19 protein-coding genes, 1 pseudogene and 1 riboswitch are annotated in these 17,995 nt (G+C 36.6%); of the genes and pseudogenes, 12 read left to right on the top strand and 8 right to left on the bottom strand.

Features of this window, described 5'->3' with window-relative positions; genetic code table 11:
- Positions 1-61: 61 nt before the first annotated feature.
- A riboswitch (purine riboswitch) is annotated at positions 62-163 on the bottom strand.
- Between the two features lie 359 nt (positions 164-522).
- The 4 genes from RGU12_RS09605 (at position 523) to RGU12_RS09590 (ending at position 3,968) form a co-directional block, all read left to right on the top strand.
- Positions 523-918, top strand: coding sequence for a DsrE/DsrF/DrsH-like family protein (locus RGU12_RS09605; RefSeq protein WP_309535875.1), 396 nt, complete (start codon positions 523-525; stop codon positions 916-918).
- 150 nt (positions 919-1,068) lie between these two features.
- A complete protein-coding gene (locus RGU12_RS09600; RefSeq protein ID WP_309535874.1) occupies positions 1,069-2,763 on the top strand; it encodes an FAD-dependent oxidoreductase in 1,695 nt (564 codons plus the stop codon).
- A gap of 55 nt (positions 2,764-2,818) precedes the next feature.
- The gene (locus tag RGU12_RS09595; protein WP_309535873.1) at positions 2,819-3,115 is read left to right on the top strand and encodes a rhodanese-like domain-containing protein; all 297 of its coding nucleotides are present in this window, start codon (positions 2,819-2,821) and stop codon (positions 3,113-3,115) included.
- 220 nt (positions 3,116-3,335) lie between these two features.
- Entirely contained in the window at positions 3,336-3,968 is a 633-nt protein-coding gene (locus RGU12_RS09590; RefSeq protein WP_309535872.1) for an FMN-dependent NADH-azoreductase, read from the top strand.
- A 92-nt stretch (positions 3,969-4,060) separates the two neighbouring features.
- Here RGU12_RS09590 and RGU12_RS09585 read toward each other — a convergent pair whose 3' ends face one another.
- The 4 genes from RGU12_RS09585 to RGU12_RS09570 are packed head-to-tail and all read right to left on the bottom strand — an operon-like array spanning position 4,061 to position 8,308.
- Positions 4,061-5,422, bottom strand: coding sequence for an ABC transporter substrate-binding protein (locus RGU12_RS09585; protein ID WP_396232320.1), 1,362 nt, complete (start codon positions 5,420-5,422; stop codon positions 4,061-4,063).
- Between the two features lie 17 nt (positions 5,423-5,439).
- A complete protein-coding gene (locus tag RGU12_RS09580; RefSeq protein ID WP_309535871.1) occupies positions 5,440-6,252 on the bottom strand; it encodes a carbohydrate ABC transporter permease in 813 nt (270 codons plus the stop codon).
- Positions 6,249-7,175 carry a carbohydrate ABC transporter permease gene (locus tag RGU12_RS09575; protein WP_309535870.1) on the bottom strand — a complete coding sequence of 309 codons (927 nt, stop codon included), beginning with the start codon at positions 7,173-7,175 and terminating at the stop codon, positions 6,249-6,251. The genes RGU12_RS09580 and RGU12_RS09575 overlap by 4 nt, the downstream gene beginning before the upstream one ends.
- Positions 7,172-8,308, bottom strand: a complete 1,137-nt coding sequence (locus RGU12_RS09570) for an ABC transporter ATP-binding protein (protein WP_309535869.1) — start codon at positions 8,306-8,308, stop codon at positions 7,172-7,174. The genes RGU12_RS09575 and RGU12_RS09570 overlap by 4 nt, the downstream gene beginning before the upstream one ends.
- Before the next feature lie 166 nt (positions 8,309-8,474).
- Between RGU12_RS09570 and RGU12_RS09565 the strand changes: the two genes are divergently transcribed.
- Positions 8,475-9,113: a pyridoxamine 5'-phosphate oxidase family protein gene (locus RGU12_RS09565; protein ID WP_309535868.1), complete on the top strand. Its 639-nt coding sequence runs from the start codon at positions 8,475-8,477 to the stop codon at positions 9,111-9,113.
- 217 nt (positions 9,114-9,330) lie between these two features.
- On the opposite strand, the gene RGU12_RS09560 is transcribed toward RGU12_RS09565, so the two are convergent.
- On the bottom strand, positions 9,331-9,870 hold the full coding sequence (locus RGU12_RS09560) for a hypothetical protein (protein ID WP_309535867.1): 540 nt from the start codon (positions 9,868-9,870) through the stop codon (positions 9,331-9,333).
- 161 nt (positions 9,871-10,031) lie between these two features.
- On the opposite strand from RGU12_RS09560, the gene RGU12_RS09555 reads away from it, so the two are divergent.
- The 4 genes from RGU12_RS09555 to RGU12_RS09540 are packed head-to-tail and all read left to right on the top strand — an operon-like array spanning position 10,032 to position 12,401.
- A complete protein-coding gene (locus RGU12_RS09555) occupies positions 10,032-10,664 on the top strand; it encodes a stalk domain-containing protein (RefSeq protein ID WP_309535866.1) in 633 nt (210 codons plus the stop codon).
- A gap of 13 nt (positions 10,665-10,677) precedes the next feature.
- Positions 10,678-10,926 (top strand): hypothetical protein, encoded by a 249-nt coding sequence (locus tag RGU12_RS09550; RefSeq protein ID WP_309535865.1) that lies wholly within the window; start codon positions 10,678-10,680, stop codon positions 10,924-10,926.
- Entirely contained in the window at positions 10,901-11,836 is a 936-nt protein-coding gene (locus tag RGU12_RS09545) for an FAD:protein FMN transferase (protein WP_309535864.1), read from the top strand. The genes RGU12_RS09550 and RGU12_RS09545 overlap by 26 nt, the downstream gene beginning before the upstream one ends.
- A complete protein-coding gene (locus RGU12_RS09540) occupies positions 11,826-12,401 on the top strand; it encodes a ferric reductase-like transmembrane domain-containing protein (protein ID WP_309535863.1) in 576 nt (191 codons plus the stop codon). The genes RGU12_RS09545 and RGU12_RS09540 overlap by 11 nt, the downstream gene beginning before the upstream one ends.
- A gap of 13 nt (positions 12,402-12,414) precedes the next feature.
- On the opposite strand, the gene RGU12_RS09535 is transcribed toward RGU12_RS09540, so the two are convergent.
- Both RGU12_RS09535 and RGU12_RS09530 read right to left on the bottom strand, forming a co-directional pair.
- Positions 12,415-13,686, bottom strand: coding sequence for a sensor histidine kinase (locus RGU12_RS09535; protein ID WP_309535862.1), 1,272 nt, complete (start codon positions 13,684-13,686; stop codon positions 12,415-12,417).
- Complete coding sequence (locus tag RGU12_RS09530; protein WP_309535861.1) at positions 13,676-14,356, bottom strand: response regulator transcription factor; 681 nt, start codon at positions 14,354-14,356, stop codon at positions 13,676-13,678. Before RGU12_RS09530 ends, RGU12_RS09535 begins: the two co-directional genes overlap by 11 nt.
- 169 nt (positions 14,357-14,525) lie before the next feature.
- Here RGU12_RS09530 and RGU12_RS09525 point away from each other — a divergent pair, with 169 nt between their 5' ends.
- Both RGU12_RS09525 and RGU12_RS09520 read left to right on the top strand, forming a co-directional pair.
- A complete protein-coding gene (locus tag RGU12_RS09525; RefSeq protein WP_309535860.1) occupies positions 14,526-15,821 on the top strand; it encodes a bifunctional DedA family/phosphatase PAP2 family protein in 1,296 nt (431 codons plus the stop codon).
- A gap of 117 nt (positions 15,822-15,938) precedes the next feature.
- On the top strand, positions 15,939-16,556 hold the full coding sequence (locus RGU12_RS09520) for a YdhK family protein (protein ID WP_309535859.1): 618 nt from the start codon (positions 15,939-15,941) through the stop codon (positions 16,554-16,556).
- Between the two features lie 173 nt (positions 16,557-16,729).
- Here the strand turns inward: RGU12_RS09520 and RGU12_RS09515 are convergent, their stop codons facing one another.
- A complete protein-coding gene (locus tag RGU12_RS09515; RefSeq protein ID WP_309535858.1) occupies positions 16,730-17,695 on the bottom strand; it encodes an arsenic resistance protein in 966 nt (321 codons plus the stop codon).
- A gap of 158 nt (positions 17,696-17,853) precedes the next feature.
- Between RGU12_RS09515 and RGU12_RS09510 the strand changes: the two are divergent.
- Positions 17,854-17,966 (top strand): annotated as a pseudogene (locus tag RGU12_RS09510) (response regulator transcription factor); the annotation flags it as partial.
- Positions 17,967-17,995 lie beyond the last annotated feature (29 nt).

Below are 17,995 nucleotides of genomic sequence, written 5' to 3'. Positions count from 1 at the left end.
TTCTTATGTGCGAATAAAAAAAGTGCATCCTCTCAATCTATAAAGAAAGAAGAGAATGCACCCGCGCTCTAACTTTCCTTATAGTCCGGCAATTTACGGCTGCCAGGTAGAGACTTATGGACCATATTTCCATAGATATATAAGGGTCGTATGAAGTTGATTTTTGAATTTTAACAGACGTTTTTTAAACAAACAATAGGTCAATAAAAAGTAATAAAATACTGAACTTACTGAATTACATTTTTTCAAACCTATATATCCTCACATTTAAAGAACTGGTCTATTTAATGTAAAAGAAACAACACCATAAAGTACCAATAAAAATAAAGAGGATAAATACATTGACACCCTACCCGTAGGGGTATATTATTAGTCGTGTAGTGAATTTCACTACGAAAAAATTTTAGTTAAAATTATACCTATATGGGTATTGGTTGGCATTACTAATAAGAACAATGTTCTACCTAGCTCAACTGGGTTGAGTAGAAATAAAATAAAAAATAGGTATTGGAGGAATTTAATATGTCAAATAAAGTAGCAATTATTGCAGCAAATGGTGGAATGTTTGATGCTTACAAAGTATTTAATATCGCTACCGCAGCAGCAGCTTCAGATAAAGAAGTTGCGATCTTCTTCACGTTTGAAGGTTTAAATCTTATCCATAAACATGGAATGCATGCATTGGAAATGCCAGCTGGAAAGGAACATTTTGCTGAAGGTTTTGCTAAAGCGAATGTACCTAGTATTCCGGAATTAGTTGAAATGGCACAAGATTTAGGTGTGAAGTTTATTGCATGTCAAATGACAATGGATGTGATGGGACTTACCAAAGAAGATTTTGTTGATGGTATTGAGGTTGGGGGAGCCGTAACATTCTTAGAATATGCAAAAGATGCATCACCAACACTAACTTTCTAAGCTTTTTTAATAGATAGATGTTACATGCAGTGAGGGATTCCCCTCGCTGTAAAAAAATATATAAAACATACCCCGTGGGTGTAGGTGGGTGGAGATGTATTATTTTTAGGAATGATATAGGTAGGACATTTATTTTAGGGAGGGATATCTATGTCAAAACGAGTATTAGTTGTTGGCGGGGTAGCTGGTGGGGCATCAGTTGCTGCAAGGGTAAGAAGATTGGATGAAAGTGCGGAGGTCATCATGTTTGAAAAAGGACCTCATGTTTCTTTTTCGAATTGTTCTTTACCTTATCACCTAAGTGGGATTGTTGAAGATAGTGAGAAACTTGTTTTAATGTCTCCTGAAGTGTTTAAAAATCGTTACAATATTGAAGCAAGGGTCCATCAAGAAGTCATTCGAATTAACCGCGATAATAAAACAATCACTGTTAAAGATGTTTTAACTAATAAAACCTATGATGAAAAATATGATAAATTAGTCCTTTCCCCAGGGGCGACACCTATTCGTCCAAAAATAGAGGGGATTAACAATTCTAATGTTTTCACGGTACGTAATGTAGTCGATATTGAGAGAATCAATTCATATATTAAACAAAGCAACATTCAAGATATAGCCGTTATTGGTGGTGGCTTTATCGGAGTTGAAGTTGCGGAAAACCTGAAGTTAGCTGGTTATCAGGTAACTTTAGTTGAGTTTGCTAAGCAAGTCATGGCACCTTTTGATTATGATATGGCACAAATCCTTCATAAAGAAATGGTGGACCGTGGTGTAAACCTTGTTCTAGATGATGGATTAGCCCAAATTGGTGAAGGACATATTACAACAAACTCAGGTAAGAAAATAGATGCGCAGGCTGTCGTATTGGCCATTGGAGTACGACCTGAAATGAGTCTAGCAAAAGAAGCAGGTCTTGAAATTGGTGAAACTGGTGCCATTAAGGTGGACCACAATTATTTAACAAATGACAAGGATGTTTATGCGGTTGGAGATGCCATTGAAGTGTATCATCGATTATTACACAAGCCAACGAGACTAGCATTAGCAGGACCTGCCCAAAAACAAGCAAGAGCGGTCGCTGACCATATATATGGAATTCCAAGTAGAAATTTAGGGGTAATAGGATCATCTTCCATCCATCTGTTTGAACTAAATGCAGCCTCTACTGGTCTAAATGCAAGAACAGCTGAGCAAGCTGGAATTCAGCATGATTTTGTTTATCTAATGCCAGGAGATAAAGTGGGACTTATGCCAAATAGTAATCCAATGCATTTTAAATTGATTTATGAATACCCAACAGGTCGAATTTTAGGTGCACAGGCAATTGGAAAAGGAAATGTCGATAAACGAATCGATGTCATCGCAACGTTGATTACGATGAACGGCACATTAGAAGACTTAAAAGACCTTGAATTAAGCTATTCCCCAATGTTAGGGACAGCTAAAGATGTCGTAAATCATGCGGCATTGGTGGGACTGAACCTACTTCAAGGTAGATATAAAGAGGTGAAAGTATCACAAGTTCGAGAATTAGTAGAAAACAATGCATTTATTATCGATGCTCGTGAAAAAGGGGAATATAAGGCTGGCCATTTTAAAAACGCTGTAAACATTCCTTTAAGTGAATTTAGGAATAGACTTGATGAAATTCCAAAAGATCAACCTGTATATGTTCACTGTCGTTCAGGACAAAGAAGCTATAATATGGTAATGGCATTGCAACATTTAGGCTATGACAATGTATACAATATTTCTGGGTCTTATTTAGGTGTTAATCTATATGAATACTTTAATGACCTAGTAACAGGTAGAGATAAAATCGTAACTGAATATAACTTTAAATAAGTATAGAGGATACTATCAGTGCATAGAGAAGATAAACGTTTTAGGAGGTAGGAACATGAAAAAATATACTGCAAAAGAAGTTGAAGAATTATTAGCAGAGGGAAAAACATTAAATATTATTGATGTTCGTGAAGTAGATGAAGTTGCAGCAGGTAAAATTCCTGGAGCAGTCAATATTCCGTTAAGTTTAATTGAATTTCGAATGCACGAACTAGATAAATCAAAGGAATATGTAATGGTTTGTCGTTCCGGCGGTAGAAGTGGGAGAGCGTCTCAATTCCTTGAAAATCAAGGGTTCAAGGTAATTAACATGGAGGGCGGAATGCTTGCATGGGAAGGATCAGTAGAATAAGTATTTCTACTTGGTAACATTTTGAAAAAACAGCAAAAGATCGATATTCAATGAAAGTGTTTACTCCAGCGGCGTAGGTGTTTCTGCACTGGAGTAAGTCACTGTTAGTAGAAAAAAACAGGAAAAATTGGTAGGAAAGTTGTATTGAATGCACCTCCATATTATATTAATATAATACTCTCAAGATAATTAAGTCCAAGATAAATGGAGGAATTAATATATGAACGTTTTAGTAGTAAAAGCTAATAATCGTCCAGCTTCTCAAGCTGTTTCAAGTAAAATGTATGAAACTTTTATGAAGAACATTGATGGGGTTAATGTAACAACTTACGATGTCTTTGCAGAAGATATGCCTTACCTAGGTCAAGATTTATTCAGCGCTTTTGGTAAAATTCAATCAGGCGAAGATATGACAGACATAGAGAAACGTATTTTAGCGGCAAAGCAAAAAGCAATGGATGCCGTAACAGCAGCAGACGTAGTTGTTTTTGTATTCCCATTATGGAATTTAACAATCCCGGCTAAATTACAAACATTCATCGACTATGTGTACCAAGCGGGTTACTCATTCAAATATGATGAAAATGGTCAATTAGTGCAATTATTGACTGATAAAAAAGCTGTTATTCTAAGTGCGCGTGGTGGTATTTACTCAACACCTGAAACAGCGCCAATGGAAATGGCTGCAACTTATATTAAAAACGTTGCTGGCGGCGTATTCGGTATGGAAATCACAGATGAAGTCATTATTGAAGGTCATGCTGCAGCACCAGATCAAGCGGAAAAGATCATTGCAGAAGGACTAGAAAAAGTTGAAGCTGTAGCTAAAAAATTATCAGGCGTATTGGTTTAAAGGAACCAAAGGGACGGTTCTCCTGGTCCCTTTTTTGGAAAATGAATATGAAGAGGCCAGCCCCCTACAGAACTGAGGGGATGGCCTCCTTTTTATTTCTTTTTGGTTTTGTTTGCTACTTCAATCGCACGGTCGGTTTCTGCAGCTGCTTTATCGAGTACTTCTTGAGGATCCTGACCTTGATATAAGTTTTCTAATGCCGTTACAACTTGTTGTCTTGATTCAGGGAATACGGAAATCAACGCACCTTGTGTGGCAACAGATGGCTTCGTTGCTTGAAGCTGTTCGACCGTTACTTTTAATTGTGGTAGCTCTTCCCATTGATCTTTTACGATTTGTTCTTCATATGCTGCAGGGTTGATTGCGAAATATCCTGTCTTCACATGCCATTTCGCTTGTGCTTCTGGAGTTGCCAAATACTTCATAAACTCCCATGCCGCATCTTGCTTCGCTTCATCAATTCCTTTTGACATCCATAATGAAGCCCCGCCAATGATTACCCCATTGCTCTCAACTTCATCCGCATGTGGAATAAAAGCTGCACCTACTTCAAATGGTGCTGTTTTAACGGCGTTTGTCGTTCCAGCAGAGGAGTCCATATACATGGCTACTTTTCCAGTTTGGAAAGCAGCACGAATGTCATCCCAATTTGTTCCGAAATTACCAAATGTACCAGCCTTATTCATCTCATCTAAAAACTTAAAAACACGTAATCCTTCTTCCCCATTAAAAACGGCTTTTGTCGCATCATCTGAACGACCATTATCATTATTTACATATAAACCGCCTTGTGTAGCGACAAGTTCTTCAAAGAACCAGCCATACGTTAACATAGAAAAACCGTATTGCTCTGTATTATCGCCATTCTTTTTTGTTAATTTTTCTGCCGCAGCTTTTACTTCGCTGAAGGTTTTTGGTGGGTTTTCAGGATCTAGACCTGCTTCTTTAAAAGCATCTTTATTATACAGCAAAATCGGTGTAGATGAGTTAAACGGCATTGAATACAATTTATCATCAACCGTATAGTAGTTTAAGATGTTTTTTTCAAGCTGTGAAAGATCATATTTATCTTTGTCAATAAATGATTGCATCGGTTCAATGAAACCACTGTCAATCATATATTTTGTTCCAACTTCAAATGTTTGAATAATAGCTGGTGCATCATTCGTGCCTCCAACAGCTCGGAATTTTGTTAACGATTCTTCGTACGTACCTTGGAATTCAGCGTTCACCTTTACTTTATCTTGAGATGTATTGAAGTCATTCACAATTTCGTCAAGCGCTTCTTGGCCAGCACCAGACATTGCATGCCAAAAAACGATTTCCGTTGGTCCTGTTGATTCCGCTCCTTCATCCTTAGGCTCATTATCTTTATTTGCGCTATTTGTGCAAGCAGTGGTAAAAAGTAAGCCAATGATGAATAACACAGCAAAAAACTTTGTAGATTTCTTCACTCTTGTAAACCTCCCTCTTATTTTAATGCCCCTTGTGATAAACCTTTCTGTAACTGCTTTTGTCCTAAGAATAATAAAATTAACGTTGGGATAATTACTACCATAACTCCTGCCATGACCACCCCCCAATCTGTTGCCATTTCTTGTGTTTGTAATTGCTTTAAGCCTATTTGTACAGTTCTTACAGAATCATTGTTTGTGACCAAAAGTGGCCATAGATACATATTCCATGTTGTCAAAAAACCATATGCTCCCAACGTAACCAAACTAGTTCGAGAAACAGGAAGGATAACCCTTATAAAAAATTGGAATCTACTTAATCCAGCAACCTGTGCAGCTTCATGCAATTCCTTTGGAATGGTCTTGAAATGCTGACGAAGTAAGAAAGTCCCAAATGCAAGGGCGAAGAAGGGGACATTTAATCCCTGATACGTGTTAATCCAGTCCAACTTTTGAATCGTTAAAAAGTTTGGAATCATCGTTGCTTCCCATGGAATCATCATGGTAGAAATGAATAGGAAAAAAACGAAATTTCTACCTTTGAATGGAATGAACACAAAGGCATAGGCTGCCATACTCGATACGATTAATTGGCCTAACATAACAGTTGTAGAGACGATAAAACTATTTAATAAATATTTCATCAATGGTAATCGGTCAAATGCCTTGGCATAGTTATCAAAGTAAATAGACTCGGGGAAGAAGCTTCCTTGTAAGATTTCCTTACTGCCCATAAAACTGATCATGAGAGCATATAAAATAGGAAAAAACACTAAGAAAGCGGCCAATACTAAAAGGACATAAAATAAAACTTTTGTGGGCTTGTTCATTGATAGTGCACCTTCTTTTCACCAAACTTAAACTGAAGAATTGTGACGATTAAAATCGTAATGAATAAAAAGACTGCTTGTGCACTAGCTGTTCCAAATTGGTAGTTGATAAAAGCCTCCTTATAGATGGAATAAACAATAAGATTCGTAGATTCTGAAGGACCACCTTTTGTTAAGATGTCAATTTGTCCAAACGTTTGGAAGGCATTAATCATCGTGATGGTGATGATAAAAAACAAAGTAGGAGAGAGCATAGGGATTGTTATTCTTCTTAACCGATAAAAATAACCAGCACCATCAATTTTTGAACTCTCGTACAAGTGTTCATCGATGTTTTGCAATCCCCCAAGAATAATTAAGAACGAGAATCCAAGATTAAGCCAAATGGTTGATATAGAGACAGATAGTAAGGCCCATTCGGGGTCTAATAACCATTGAATGTCCTTTAAACCAAAGATTCCTAAGAAGCGATTAAACATTCCAATACTAGGATGAAAAAGAAACAACCAAACAACGGAAGAAGCTGCAACTGAAATCCCCATCGTCGATGAGAAAATCGTTCTGAAAAAACCAATCCCTTTCAGTTTTTCATTGGCTAATAATGCTAGAAACAATGCAAGAATTATGGTTGCTGGTACCGTGTAAAGAACAAATAATATGGTTGCTTTTGTACTTTGTTTAAAGCTATCTGACTCAAATAAATAGGTGTAGTTTTCTAGTCCAACAAAAAGGGCTGCATGACCTTGTTGATCGGTAAGAAAAAAACTTAAGTATATCGTTCGAAACATCGGATAGAAAACAAACACACTGAATAAGACAATAGATGGTAATAAGTACAAAAGTGCAGTTCGCGCATTTAGTGACCGTCTCCAAAAACTGATTTTTGGAGGTTTGTATTCTTTGCTGTTTAAAGCAGAACTCATTCGATGATCACCTCACGATCGATCACATAATTTTCAATGTTTGAAGGTGACTTGAGTAATTCATGAGTTTCACCATCAAACAAACAAATAGAGTCATAGTCTACTGCTATCCGTATGACCTGATTTAATTGAACTTTCCATTGCCCATTCCATTTTGCCAACCAATCCTTGTCCTCCAAAGCAAAAGCAAGGATTGTTTCATTTCCTAAGACCTCTACATTTTTTACTTCTGCAAAAATATGATTTATATTTGTTCCCTCATTAACGGCAGGCTTTAAATGTTCTGGTCGAATTCCAACAATGATTTGGTCAGAGTTTAATAAATGTGTATCTTTTTCTGGAACTTTGATGGTCACATTGTCTCCAAACGAAATTTCTCTTTTTTCCTTATGTACCATTCCCTTTGCTAAATTCATTGGGGGAGATCCAATAAAGGTTGCTACAAAAGGATTTGCAGGCTCGTTATAGATTTCAATCGGCTCTCCAATTTGTTGGATCTTTCCGTTGTGTAAAATCATAATCCTGTCACCCATTGTCATAGCTTCAACTTGGTCATGTGTTACGTAAATCATCGTAATACCAAGCTTTCGCTGAATCTGTCGAATTTCAGATCTCATATGTGCACGTAATTTTGCATCTAGGTTAGATAAAGGCTCATCCATCAAACATATCGGTGCCTGATTCACTATCGCCCTTGCTAATGCTACCCTTTGTCTTTGACCTCCAGAGAGTTCTCGTGGCTTCCGCTTTAGTAATTCTGATAGACCGAGCATGTCTGCTACTTCCGTACAGCGTTTTTTCCGTTCATCCTTTGAAACCTTTTTAACATGTAAACCAAACACGATATTTTCCTCGACGGAGAGATGAGGGTACAGGGCATAGTTCTGAAATACCATCGAAATATCTCTTTTACTTGGTGGCAAAAGATTTGCTTCTTTATCACCTATTTTTAACACGCCTCCTGTTATATCCTCCAATCCAGCGATCATTCGAAGCATCGTACTTTTCCCACACCCTGAAGGACCTACTAATACAAAAAACTCTCCAGGGTTTATGGTGACATTGATATTTGAAATGACTTCTGTTGTCTTATCATAGGATTTCGAAATATTAATGAGTTCGACTTTTTTCATTCGATCAATCCTTTCCTTTACAAGAACCTAATTTGGAAATTTTAGGGTTATGTATTAATTACTTATAAAATATTCATTACAACATGTAAAAATGCGAATATAAAGAGAATTGTGAACTCTGATGGTACAATGGGGTTTAGGAATCCGTATATGAGGAGTGAGCTCATTGATAAAAAGTGGGGCATTTAAAAATTCAGTTGAAACAGAGGAAGAATTACGTACGATAATAGGTTTTCCAAGTGAGTTAGTAGAAAATAAGGGTATTACATATATTGATCATCACTGTAAAGAGTTTATTTCTAAATCACCGTTTGTCGTTTTATCTACGTCTGATAAATTTGGATTTTGTGATGTTTCGCCAAGGGGAGACCAGCCAGGATCTGTTCTTGTGTTAAATGAAAAACAGTTAATCATACCAGAAAGACCAGGCAATAAAAGAATAGATTCTTTGCGGAATATCTTGTCAAATCCCAAGATAGGTCTTCTCTTTTTAATCCCGGGGCTTGGAGAGACGCTAAGAATGAATGGCAATGCAACAATAATAAAAGATGAAGAATTGCTTGAGAAAATGGCTGTAAAGGATAAACCTCCTCTTTTGGGTATCGGTGTAGAGGTAGAAGAATGTTTCATTCATTGTGCAAAAGCTTTTAAACGATCAGGGCTATGGAATCCAAATACTTGGACTGATAAAGCCACATTACCATCCGCATCCAAAATACTATTTGAACATGCTAATCTCCCTAATAGCACTGTTGAATCCATTCAAGAAAGACTACATGAAAGTTATACAAAAAGACTTTACTAGATAAAGATGTGCATACAACAAATGATCAAGCAAGGAAATGGTTGGCATCTGAGCCTTCTTCATATATTAAACGAACAACAATCCATGCAGATGCTGTATATACTTTTCGTAAAATATTAAGCTAGGTCGAAGCAGTCTTGAATTAAAGAAAAAAAGAGAAAAGGGCCTGACCCCATTGTACTAATACGTAACTGTACTTGGGAGCAGGTCCTTTCTATTACAGTATGATATGGACAAAGACAATAAATAGAGTAAAAGCAATCAATGTCATATGTGTATTTCGAAGTTTTTTTTCTTTTTTATTCTTCGATAAAATCAATCCAAACAGGCTAGCAACTATCATTAATACAACAGCTACCAATCCAATAATCCCATCACTTTCCAATTCCCCTTCACTTACATACATGGTTACTCCATGAATAATACTTAAAGCCAAGGCAAGGATCCCGATTAAGATATGATATTTTCCAAAAAACTTGGAAGTAGAAATAAACGTCTTTTTGGATTTTGGATAATTACTGATTAACCATTTCATGGATCGTCTAATCGGAAAAATGAACCCAGCAGCACCTAGTGTAATGGCCGTACCCCAGCCAACTGCTTTACCTACATCTTCATATATTCCATCCTCGTCATCATGTTGTTCATATGTTTCATCAAAACCATGGTCTGCTGAAACAGGGGTGTTTCCTACGATTATGAAACTAAGTGTAAAAACAATAAAAAATGGGAGTAGTAACATTTTAATATATTTCATAAAAATCTCCTTCTTAAATTAAGATTTATGCTTACTAGTCTAAACATGGAAAATGAAAAATAACTGAAAAACAGTTTGAAAGCTTTTTATATAAAAAATGAATCTGACTTTCATTATTTTTTCAGAAATGCTGATTAATATGTTACAAGGAGGCGAAAAGTGTGAAAACAAGAAAATTTACATGGATCTTATCGGTAGTTTTGCTCTTGTTCATTTTTCAATCTGTCAATATAGTAAAAGCCGATGATGACGACTATGAACGAGACGAACATGGAAGGTATGAAAGATACGAAAAGGATGATGATGATCATGAAGAATGGGAGGAAGAGGAGGAGTATGAAAATCGTTACTATATACAGGAAAATCAGATTCAACCATCTTATTGGAATATTTGGACGAGAGACACCATTGCTTCTCTAACTGATACTCTTCCTTTTCAAGAGCCAAAAGAAGTCACAGTTGAACTGAATGGAAAAAGTGGACGTTTTTATATCGTACCTATGGAAGGTCAATTGCTCATTTCTGGTGAGAAAATGGCTAAGTTTTTTGGTGCGGAATACACATTTTATCAAGAAAGTAGAATTTTCGAAGCTTCAACTAATCAGGTGGAGCTGATTGTCCGTGCAGGTTCCAATGTAGTCTATGAGAATATGGTGAAAACACCGATGCCAACAAAGGCTCAGTATTTCGAGAAGTCTGTCTTTTTGCCAGTTTCGGTAATGGCAAATGCTTTCGGATACAGAGTGAACTGGGACGAGGCTAACGGTAACATTACGATGACTAAAATGATGTAAGAGGTGATGATGGATGAAAGCGAACAATAAAGCAAAATGGATTGTTGGTATCACAGGGGCGGCATTTTCTGCAATCGTAATTGGTCAAATAAATGATTTCAATGCAGATACAAAGAATTCAACTGCAATGGCTGTAGAAATAAATGATTCTATGAGTGAACGGGAAAAAGAGTTAATCCAGCTGGACTGGAGTGACTTTTCCATTCAAGTAAATGACAATCAAGGGGTGGTTGAACGTGATCGTACCACCAGAAGATCTTAATGAGATCGATTCTGTAGAAGTAAATGTGATGAACACTTCATTCTATATTGCAATTTCGAATGAATACAACACAAATTGGAAAGAGACCATTCTTTCTTTTCTTCAATACATGGAACGGGAATTTTCAAGATTTCTTCGCAACAATGAACTAAGCTCCTTGAATGAAGTCAAAAGGGACTCAATCATTGTTGTTTCGCCAATTCTTTTTGACCTTTTAAAAAAGGCAGAAGAATATCGGTTTAAAACAGAGGGACGTTTTTCGCCCTATCTGCTGACACAGCTAGAGGTTCATGGATATAAGCAATCATTCCCCTTTGAGGTTGCACATCACGAAGAGACGATTCCGAGATATAAAAGTGAAGACCAGCCACTTATTTTTAAGGAAGATTTTCAGGTAATGAAAAAGACGGATCAAAAAGTAGACCTTGGTGGAATTGCGAAAGGCTATGCCGTGGAAGCTGTCTCAAAATGGTTGCAGAATCACACCCGTAGCACGTATGGAATTGTGGACGGTGGCGGTGATATGGCGATGTGGTCAAAAGGTGAAAAAGCATGGACGATTGGGATTATGAACCCTTTCGACGAAGGAAAGGAAATCGGGTCTTTCTCAATTCGTAATGGAGGCGTTGCGACTTCCAATACCATCTATAGAAGCTGGCTGCAGGGGGAAACCAAGAAACACCATATTTTGGACGGAAGAACCGGAATGCCTGCAGTATCAGAAATCGTCCAGGCAACGGTTGTAACGGAACATTGTCTAGATGCCGAAATCAGTGCAAAACTATTTTTTATGGACGATGTGACATCTGTAAAATCAGTGCTCTCTAAAATCAATCGGAAATGTAGTTATGTTCTTGTTAAAGCTAATGGAAAAATAGAGATTGGGGGAAGTCGAGAAAATGGACATTGATTGGCTAAACACTTGGAGTTTAATTCGTATATCCGGTTTCTTAGCATACTTTCTTTTTACACTCTCGATTGCAGCCGGCTTGATGAACCGTCTATCTCTTTTCAAGAAGCAAAAGCCGCTAATGTTAGAGTTGCATAAATTAAGTGGATGGATAGGAATGCTGACGGTTGTATTTCATGCAACATTACTTTTGGTAGATTCATATATGCCATACAATATCTTTGAAATATTGATTCCGTTTTTAGCTGATAATGACCCAGTCTTTTCAGGACTTGGAACAATATCCTTTTATTTATTTTTGGTGACCTTTGGGACTTCAGATTTTTTCATCAAAGCGTTAGGACGTTCTTTGTGGAAAAAAATTCACTTTCTTGTCATACCCGCATGGTTTCTAATGGTCCTTCATGGCATCATCATCGGGACAGATTCTGCCCAACCATGGGCTGCTTTTATATATGGGTGCGGGACCATACTGGTCATATTTTTACTGGTCTTTCGTTATGTGGAAAGTCTCCTTGAGTCAACGGGTAACAACAATAGAAAGGTCCTGAAAAAAACGCCGTAATACATAACGGCGTTTATTTTACTTGAAAGCTTATGACAAATTCAGTTCCTTTATCGATTTCACTTTTAACTTCAATTTTTCCTCTGTGAGCATCTACGATGGCTTTTGCAATCGCGAGTCCAAGACCTGAACCATCTCTTTTTCTTGATGAATCCCCTCGATAAAAACGGTCGAAAATGTGATTTAAATCAGCCAGAGGTATACCAGGTCCAGTGTCTTTAATACGTATCACAATTTCTGTGCCATCTGATACTAACGAACACGTAATCTTGCCTTCTGTTGTATATCGAATAGCATTGTCTAAAAGGATATAGATTAATTGCTCTATCCTAACCTTGTCTGCCTTCATAGATATACCATTTTGAATATACTCTTCAAGCGATAGATGGGCTGGGACAATCCTTCTAAATCTTTTTGATAAAGAGTGAAGTAGATGGGATAGATCTATCTCTTCTAAATCTAATTCAAAATTCTTCTGATCATTTCGTGCCAAAAACAATAGATCATTAAGCAGTTTTTTCATCATTTCAGATTCATTTTTGACATCCTCTAAAATCTCTCTGCCAAATGGACTTAAATTTTCCCGTTCCTCTCTGGCAAGAACATCTATTGAGCTATAAAAGATACTCAGCGGAGTCCTTAGTTCGTGTGAAGCATCTGAGACAAATTTTCGTTGTGTTTGAAAAGCTGTTTGTATAGGCTTCATTGCTTGCCCTGCAAAAAAATTACCCGCCCAAGCAAAAAGGATACTGAACAATAGGGTTAGCAACAGAAGTATCCAAATAATACGTTGAATTAAGTGCTTTTCATCCGTAATATCCATCCCAATGATTACACTTCCAAGACTTTTTTCTTGAACCTGGAGAGGGAAACGGATTAAAAGCACGTGTGTCTCCTTCAATTCCATTTCTTTCGTAAACTTCAAAGGTAATGAATCGAGATCATTTTTATTAAGATACTGAGCTAATCCTTCTACAGTCTCTTCACCCTCTACAAGACTAGCACTGTTATCAAATATATAGTAAAAGACATTCTTACCCGGTTGATATTCTAAACGTTCGTGCTCATGTTCATGGTCTTTATTTTTCTCATAACCGTGTTCATAAATCTCTTTTACAAAATCGTGTTTTTCCTTTTCAAAAAATCGATTTAATTGTTCGATTTCCTCATTTTTTATCGCACCAGAAATAAAAAGATATAATACCACGATAAAAATAATTAAAATTATCAGGAGTGAACCTGTATAAATGAGGTTGAGTTTTGATTTTACGGGATTAAATTCCATGATTACCCCTCAATTTATAGCCAACGCCTCTTACATTTTTGATGATAGAAGGCTTGCTAGGTAGGTCCACTTTTTTTCGAACTAACTTAACTAATGCGTCCAAAGCGTTTTCTGTTATATCCACGTCAAATCCCCAAATTCTTTCAATCAAGATTTCCCTTGTTAGAAGTTGATGTTTGTTGCGAAGCAATAATTCTAGCAGTAAAAATTCTTTTTTTGATAGCTCAATCACCTGTCCATTACGTTGCACAACATGTGTATTCAGATTCAATTGCAGATCATCCAAAGACAGTATCTCTTCAAAAGGCTTCTCTGTCCGACGAGATAGTGCCCGAAGCCTTGCTGCAAGTTCCTCAAATTTAAACGGTTTAACTAGGTAATCATCTGCTCCGGAGTCCAATCCTGTGATGACATCCTCCAATGAATCCTTGGCAGTCAGAAATAAAATACCACCTTTATATCCTTTTTTTCTAAGTTTTTCACAGGCTTCAACTCCATTTAATTTTGGCATCATCCAATCCAGTATAATCACATCATAATCAGTCAACATGGCGTATTCATAAGCACTTTGGCCGTCTTTAACCCAATCGACCCTGTGAAATTCCTTCTGCAGTAAATGAAAAATCAATTTTCCTAGACTTTCATCATCCTCTGCAAATAAGATATTCATTTCTACACCTTCTTTAATAACGTCTTTTAACTCTAATAATATCAACTGAATCTGAAAAAAGATTGAAAAATTTTAGGACATTTAGTGGACGTATTCATATACTTTCATTTAAAAAGGGGAAACCTATGACATGGGTTAATAATCTCTTAAAAGGAGACCAAAAAACAAAATGGACTTTATAACGACATACCTTGATCAACATGGTTATTTGGTATTGTTTTTTGCATTATTATTAGAGCTTTTGGCACTGCCTATACCTGGTGAGGTTGTAATGGGTTATGCAGGATATCTAGTATATCAAGGACGTCTTAATTGGTTCTTAAGTATTTTAGTTGCAGGACTTGGAAGTTCGATTGGGATGACAATTTCATATTGGATTGGCTTTAAATTAGGGTCACCTTTTTTTGAAAAACATGGCCACCGAATCCATCTAGGTCCGGAAAGATTACAAAAAGTATCGCAGTGGTTTACAACCTATGGAAATAAAGTGATTATGATTGCCTATTATATTCCTGGGGTTCGGCACATTACGGGTTATTTTTCAGGAATCACACAAATACCATTCCGAAGCTATGTGCTTTTTGCGTATGGAGGCGCATTTATTTGGGTTAGTATTTTTATTTCATTAGGCAAAATATTAGGACCACAGTGGGAGCAGTTTCATGGGGCTGTTAAGAAATATCTAGTGATCGCAGGGATAATTGCTGCAATAGTGATAGGTATTATTTATGTGATAAAAAAATACAAAACTCAAATCAAAGAAAGTACGATGGTGTGGATCAATAAAGGAATCCATTTGTTTCACACACAAAGACGTACTGGAGTATTTATAGTAGGAATTCTGGTGATTACTTTAGGATTTGTTTTATTGATGATTGGTATGATACAAGACTTTCTAGCAAATGAGTTTGTTGATTTCAATGAAATCGTTGTTTTATTAGTACCTCTCATTTTTGATGAAAATTGGGAGCCATTAATGGTAATCCTTTTCAATGTAGGTATGCAGAAAGTTCTCATTGCCATAACAATCGTGACATTTCTTTTTATCCTGTGGAAAGGAAGAAATAAATTGCTTGAAAGTTTATTTCTATTGATCACTATTGTGGGTGGTGAGTTGTATGAAGAGATCTTACGACGTTTTTTTCATCAAATCAGCCCAAATCATGTTAAACAAACAGAACCCATTTCTTATTCCTTTCCTAGTGAACAGTCCTTAATGGCGTTTGTTATTTATGGGTTCTTTATATATATTCTCGTACGTCACATAAATCGTGTTCGGGTTCAAACAGGAGTAGCCATTGGTGCTGTTATCCTTTTTCTTCTTATGGCAATTAGTAGAGTTTATTTTGAGATTCAACTACCGAGTGATATTGTTGCGGGCTACGTTTTTGGAGGACTATGGCTAAGTATGAGCATTCTATTATTGGAAAGTTTTCGTTTAATGCGAGTTGTTGCAAAAAGGTAAAAAGTCGTGTTTGGGTCTTTTTAAAATTAGGAAAAAGTCCCAGCGTTATTGCATAAAATCTGCATATTTTATTGATAATTTAATATGGACTTAAACAAGTTTGGGAGGTTGTTAATAGTGAAAAATAAAAAAATATGGTTAAGCCTAGCTACCTTATTGTTGGTATTTATTTTGGCAGCATGTGGTGGTAATGATGAAACATCTCATGAAAATGCAGATACTGATTCAGGCGCTCAGGAGAATATAGATATGAATGAAGAAGAATCTGGTACGAAGGAGGGGATGGATCACCCAGGCATGCAACACTCAGGTTCGGGCGAGGTTCCAGAAGGCTTAGCTGAGGCAGAAAATCCAACCTATCCAGTTGGTAGTAAAGTGATTATGCATGCTGATCATATGCCTGGTATGAATGGAGCTGAAGCAACCGTTTCTGGAGCTTTTAATACAACAGTCTATTCCGTTACATATACTCCAACAACTGGTGGAGAACCTGTGAAAAACCACAAATGGGTGATTCATGAAGAAATTGAAAATGCCGGTGCCCAACCGTATAAACCGGGTGATGAAGTTATATTAACAGCTGATCATATGGAAGGGATGAAGGGTGCTACTGCAACAATCGATACAGCTAAACAAACGACAGTTTATATGGTGGTTTTCACGGATACAAAAACAGGAGAAAAGATCACGAATCATAAGTGGGTAACCGAAGACGAACTTTCACCGGTTGAATGATTACAATGACTTGTTTTATAAAGAAGAGTTGGACAAGCAAGTGTTCAACTCTTTAAAAACTTGTTTAGGACGCCCCTTCTTTTTACAACAAAAAACTACATTCCTAATTGTTAGTTTGATTGGGATGTAGTTCAATTTGAAAAATGATTCGTTTTATAATAGAAAAATTATACCTAGTCTTTCATGATGATGTTTGGAATAACTCTTATATAAAATAATTCTCCTACTAATTCGACAATTGTCTGAGTAACGACTACAGCCGCAGCTAAAGTCCCCCAAGAATTGGGTAAAGCTAATGCTAAAGGGAGTACGACAAGGGAGTTCCTTGTTCCGGTACTAAAGATTAATGCTCTTCCTGCACCGAGATCTAATTTGTACGCAAATGCGATTAAGCGCGACACAAGTGGTGTAATGATTAAAAACATAATATAGATCGGAATCACACGCACAATCAACGCAAAATCACTGTATACCTTACCAATTTGAGAAGCCACTACCACAATTAATACTAAAGCCATAAATGGTACTGGGAGCCAAGCTGTCATATCTAATACCTTCTCACCTAGTGCTTTCTGCTTAACCCACAATTGAGTGATGATGGCTACTAGTAAAGGCACAACTATTAGTAATAAAAAAGCTTCTAGGAAAGGCGCAATATGAACAACTCCAACCATTTCTTCACCAATAAATAGCCATAGATACAATGGGAGTAGTATCATTTGAACTACAAATAAAATAGGCGTGGAAGCTAGCATTAAATTCTCATTTCCCTTTCCAAGTTGAGTAAAGACTATTACGTAGTCAATACATGGAGTAAGTAAAACCAAACAAACCCCTAATAAAACGGGTGGTGATTGTGGAAATATCTTAGTTAATATCCATACAATGATGGGAACAGCTATAAAATTTCCAACCAACAATGCCACCATAAATCTGAAATTTGAAATGGCCTCACGCAGTTTTAAGAATGGAATTTGTGTAAACATTCCATACATAAGAATGGCGATGAGTGGCGAAATAGCCCAACCTAAGCTTTTTCCAAAATCCTCGTTTGTGTTACCTAAAACTCCTCCAAGCAGAAGAGATATCCCATATATCCAAATTTGTCTATTTTCTATCTTTTCTCTAGTTATATTCATGTTTTAAATCATCCTTTATTAAAAAAACACTTACTGGGTGAATTTGTCGCTAACTATTATTATCATATATTTAGGGAAATGTTAAAAGCAGTTTGGTCTTGTATGAGCTATGAATATAACCACTAGATGTATTTTTTTATGAAGAAAGTATCATTCTAACTGAGGATCGAACAGTAAACTCTCATGTTCGAAGTATACTTGATAAATTTAGAAAACGGGGTTTCCGATTGAAAACCATTTAAAAACAGTTTGGGGTATTGGGTATAAATAGGAATCAAATAACGATTGTTTTAATTGTAT

Origin of the sequence: Ferdinandcohnia sp. QZ13, from assembly GCF_031324165.1 — a bacterium.
In the GTDB taxonomy this organism is placed as follows: Bacteria; Bacillota; Bacilli; order Bacillales; family Bacillaceae_L; genus Ferdinandcohnia.
This window is presented reverse-complemented; position numbering and strand designations above follow the sequence as displayed.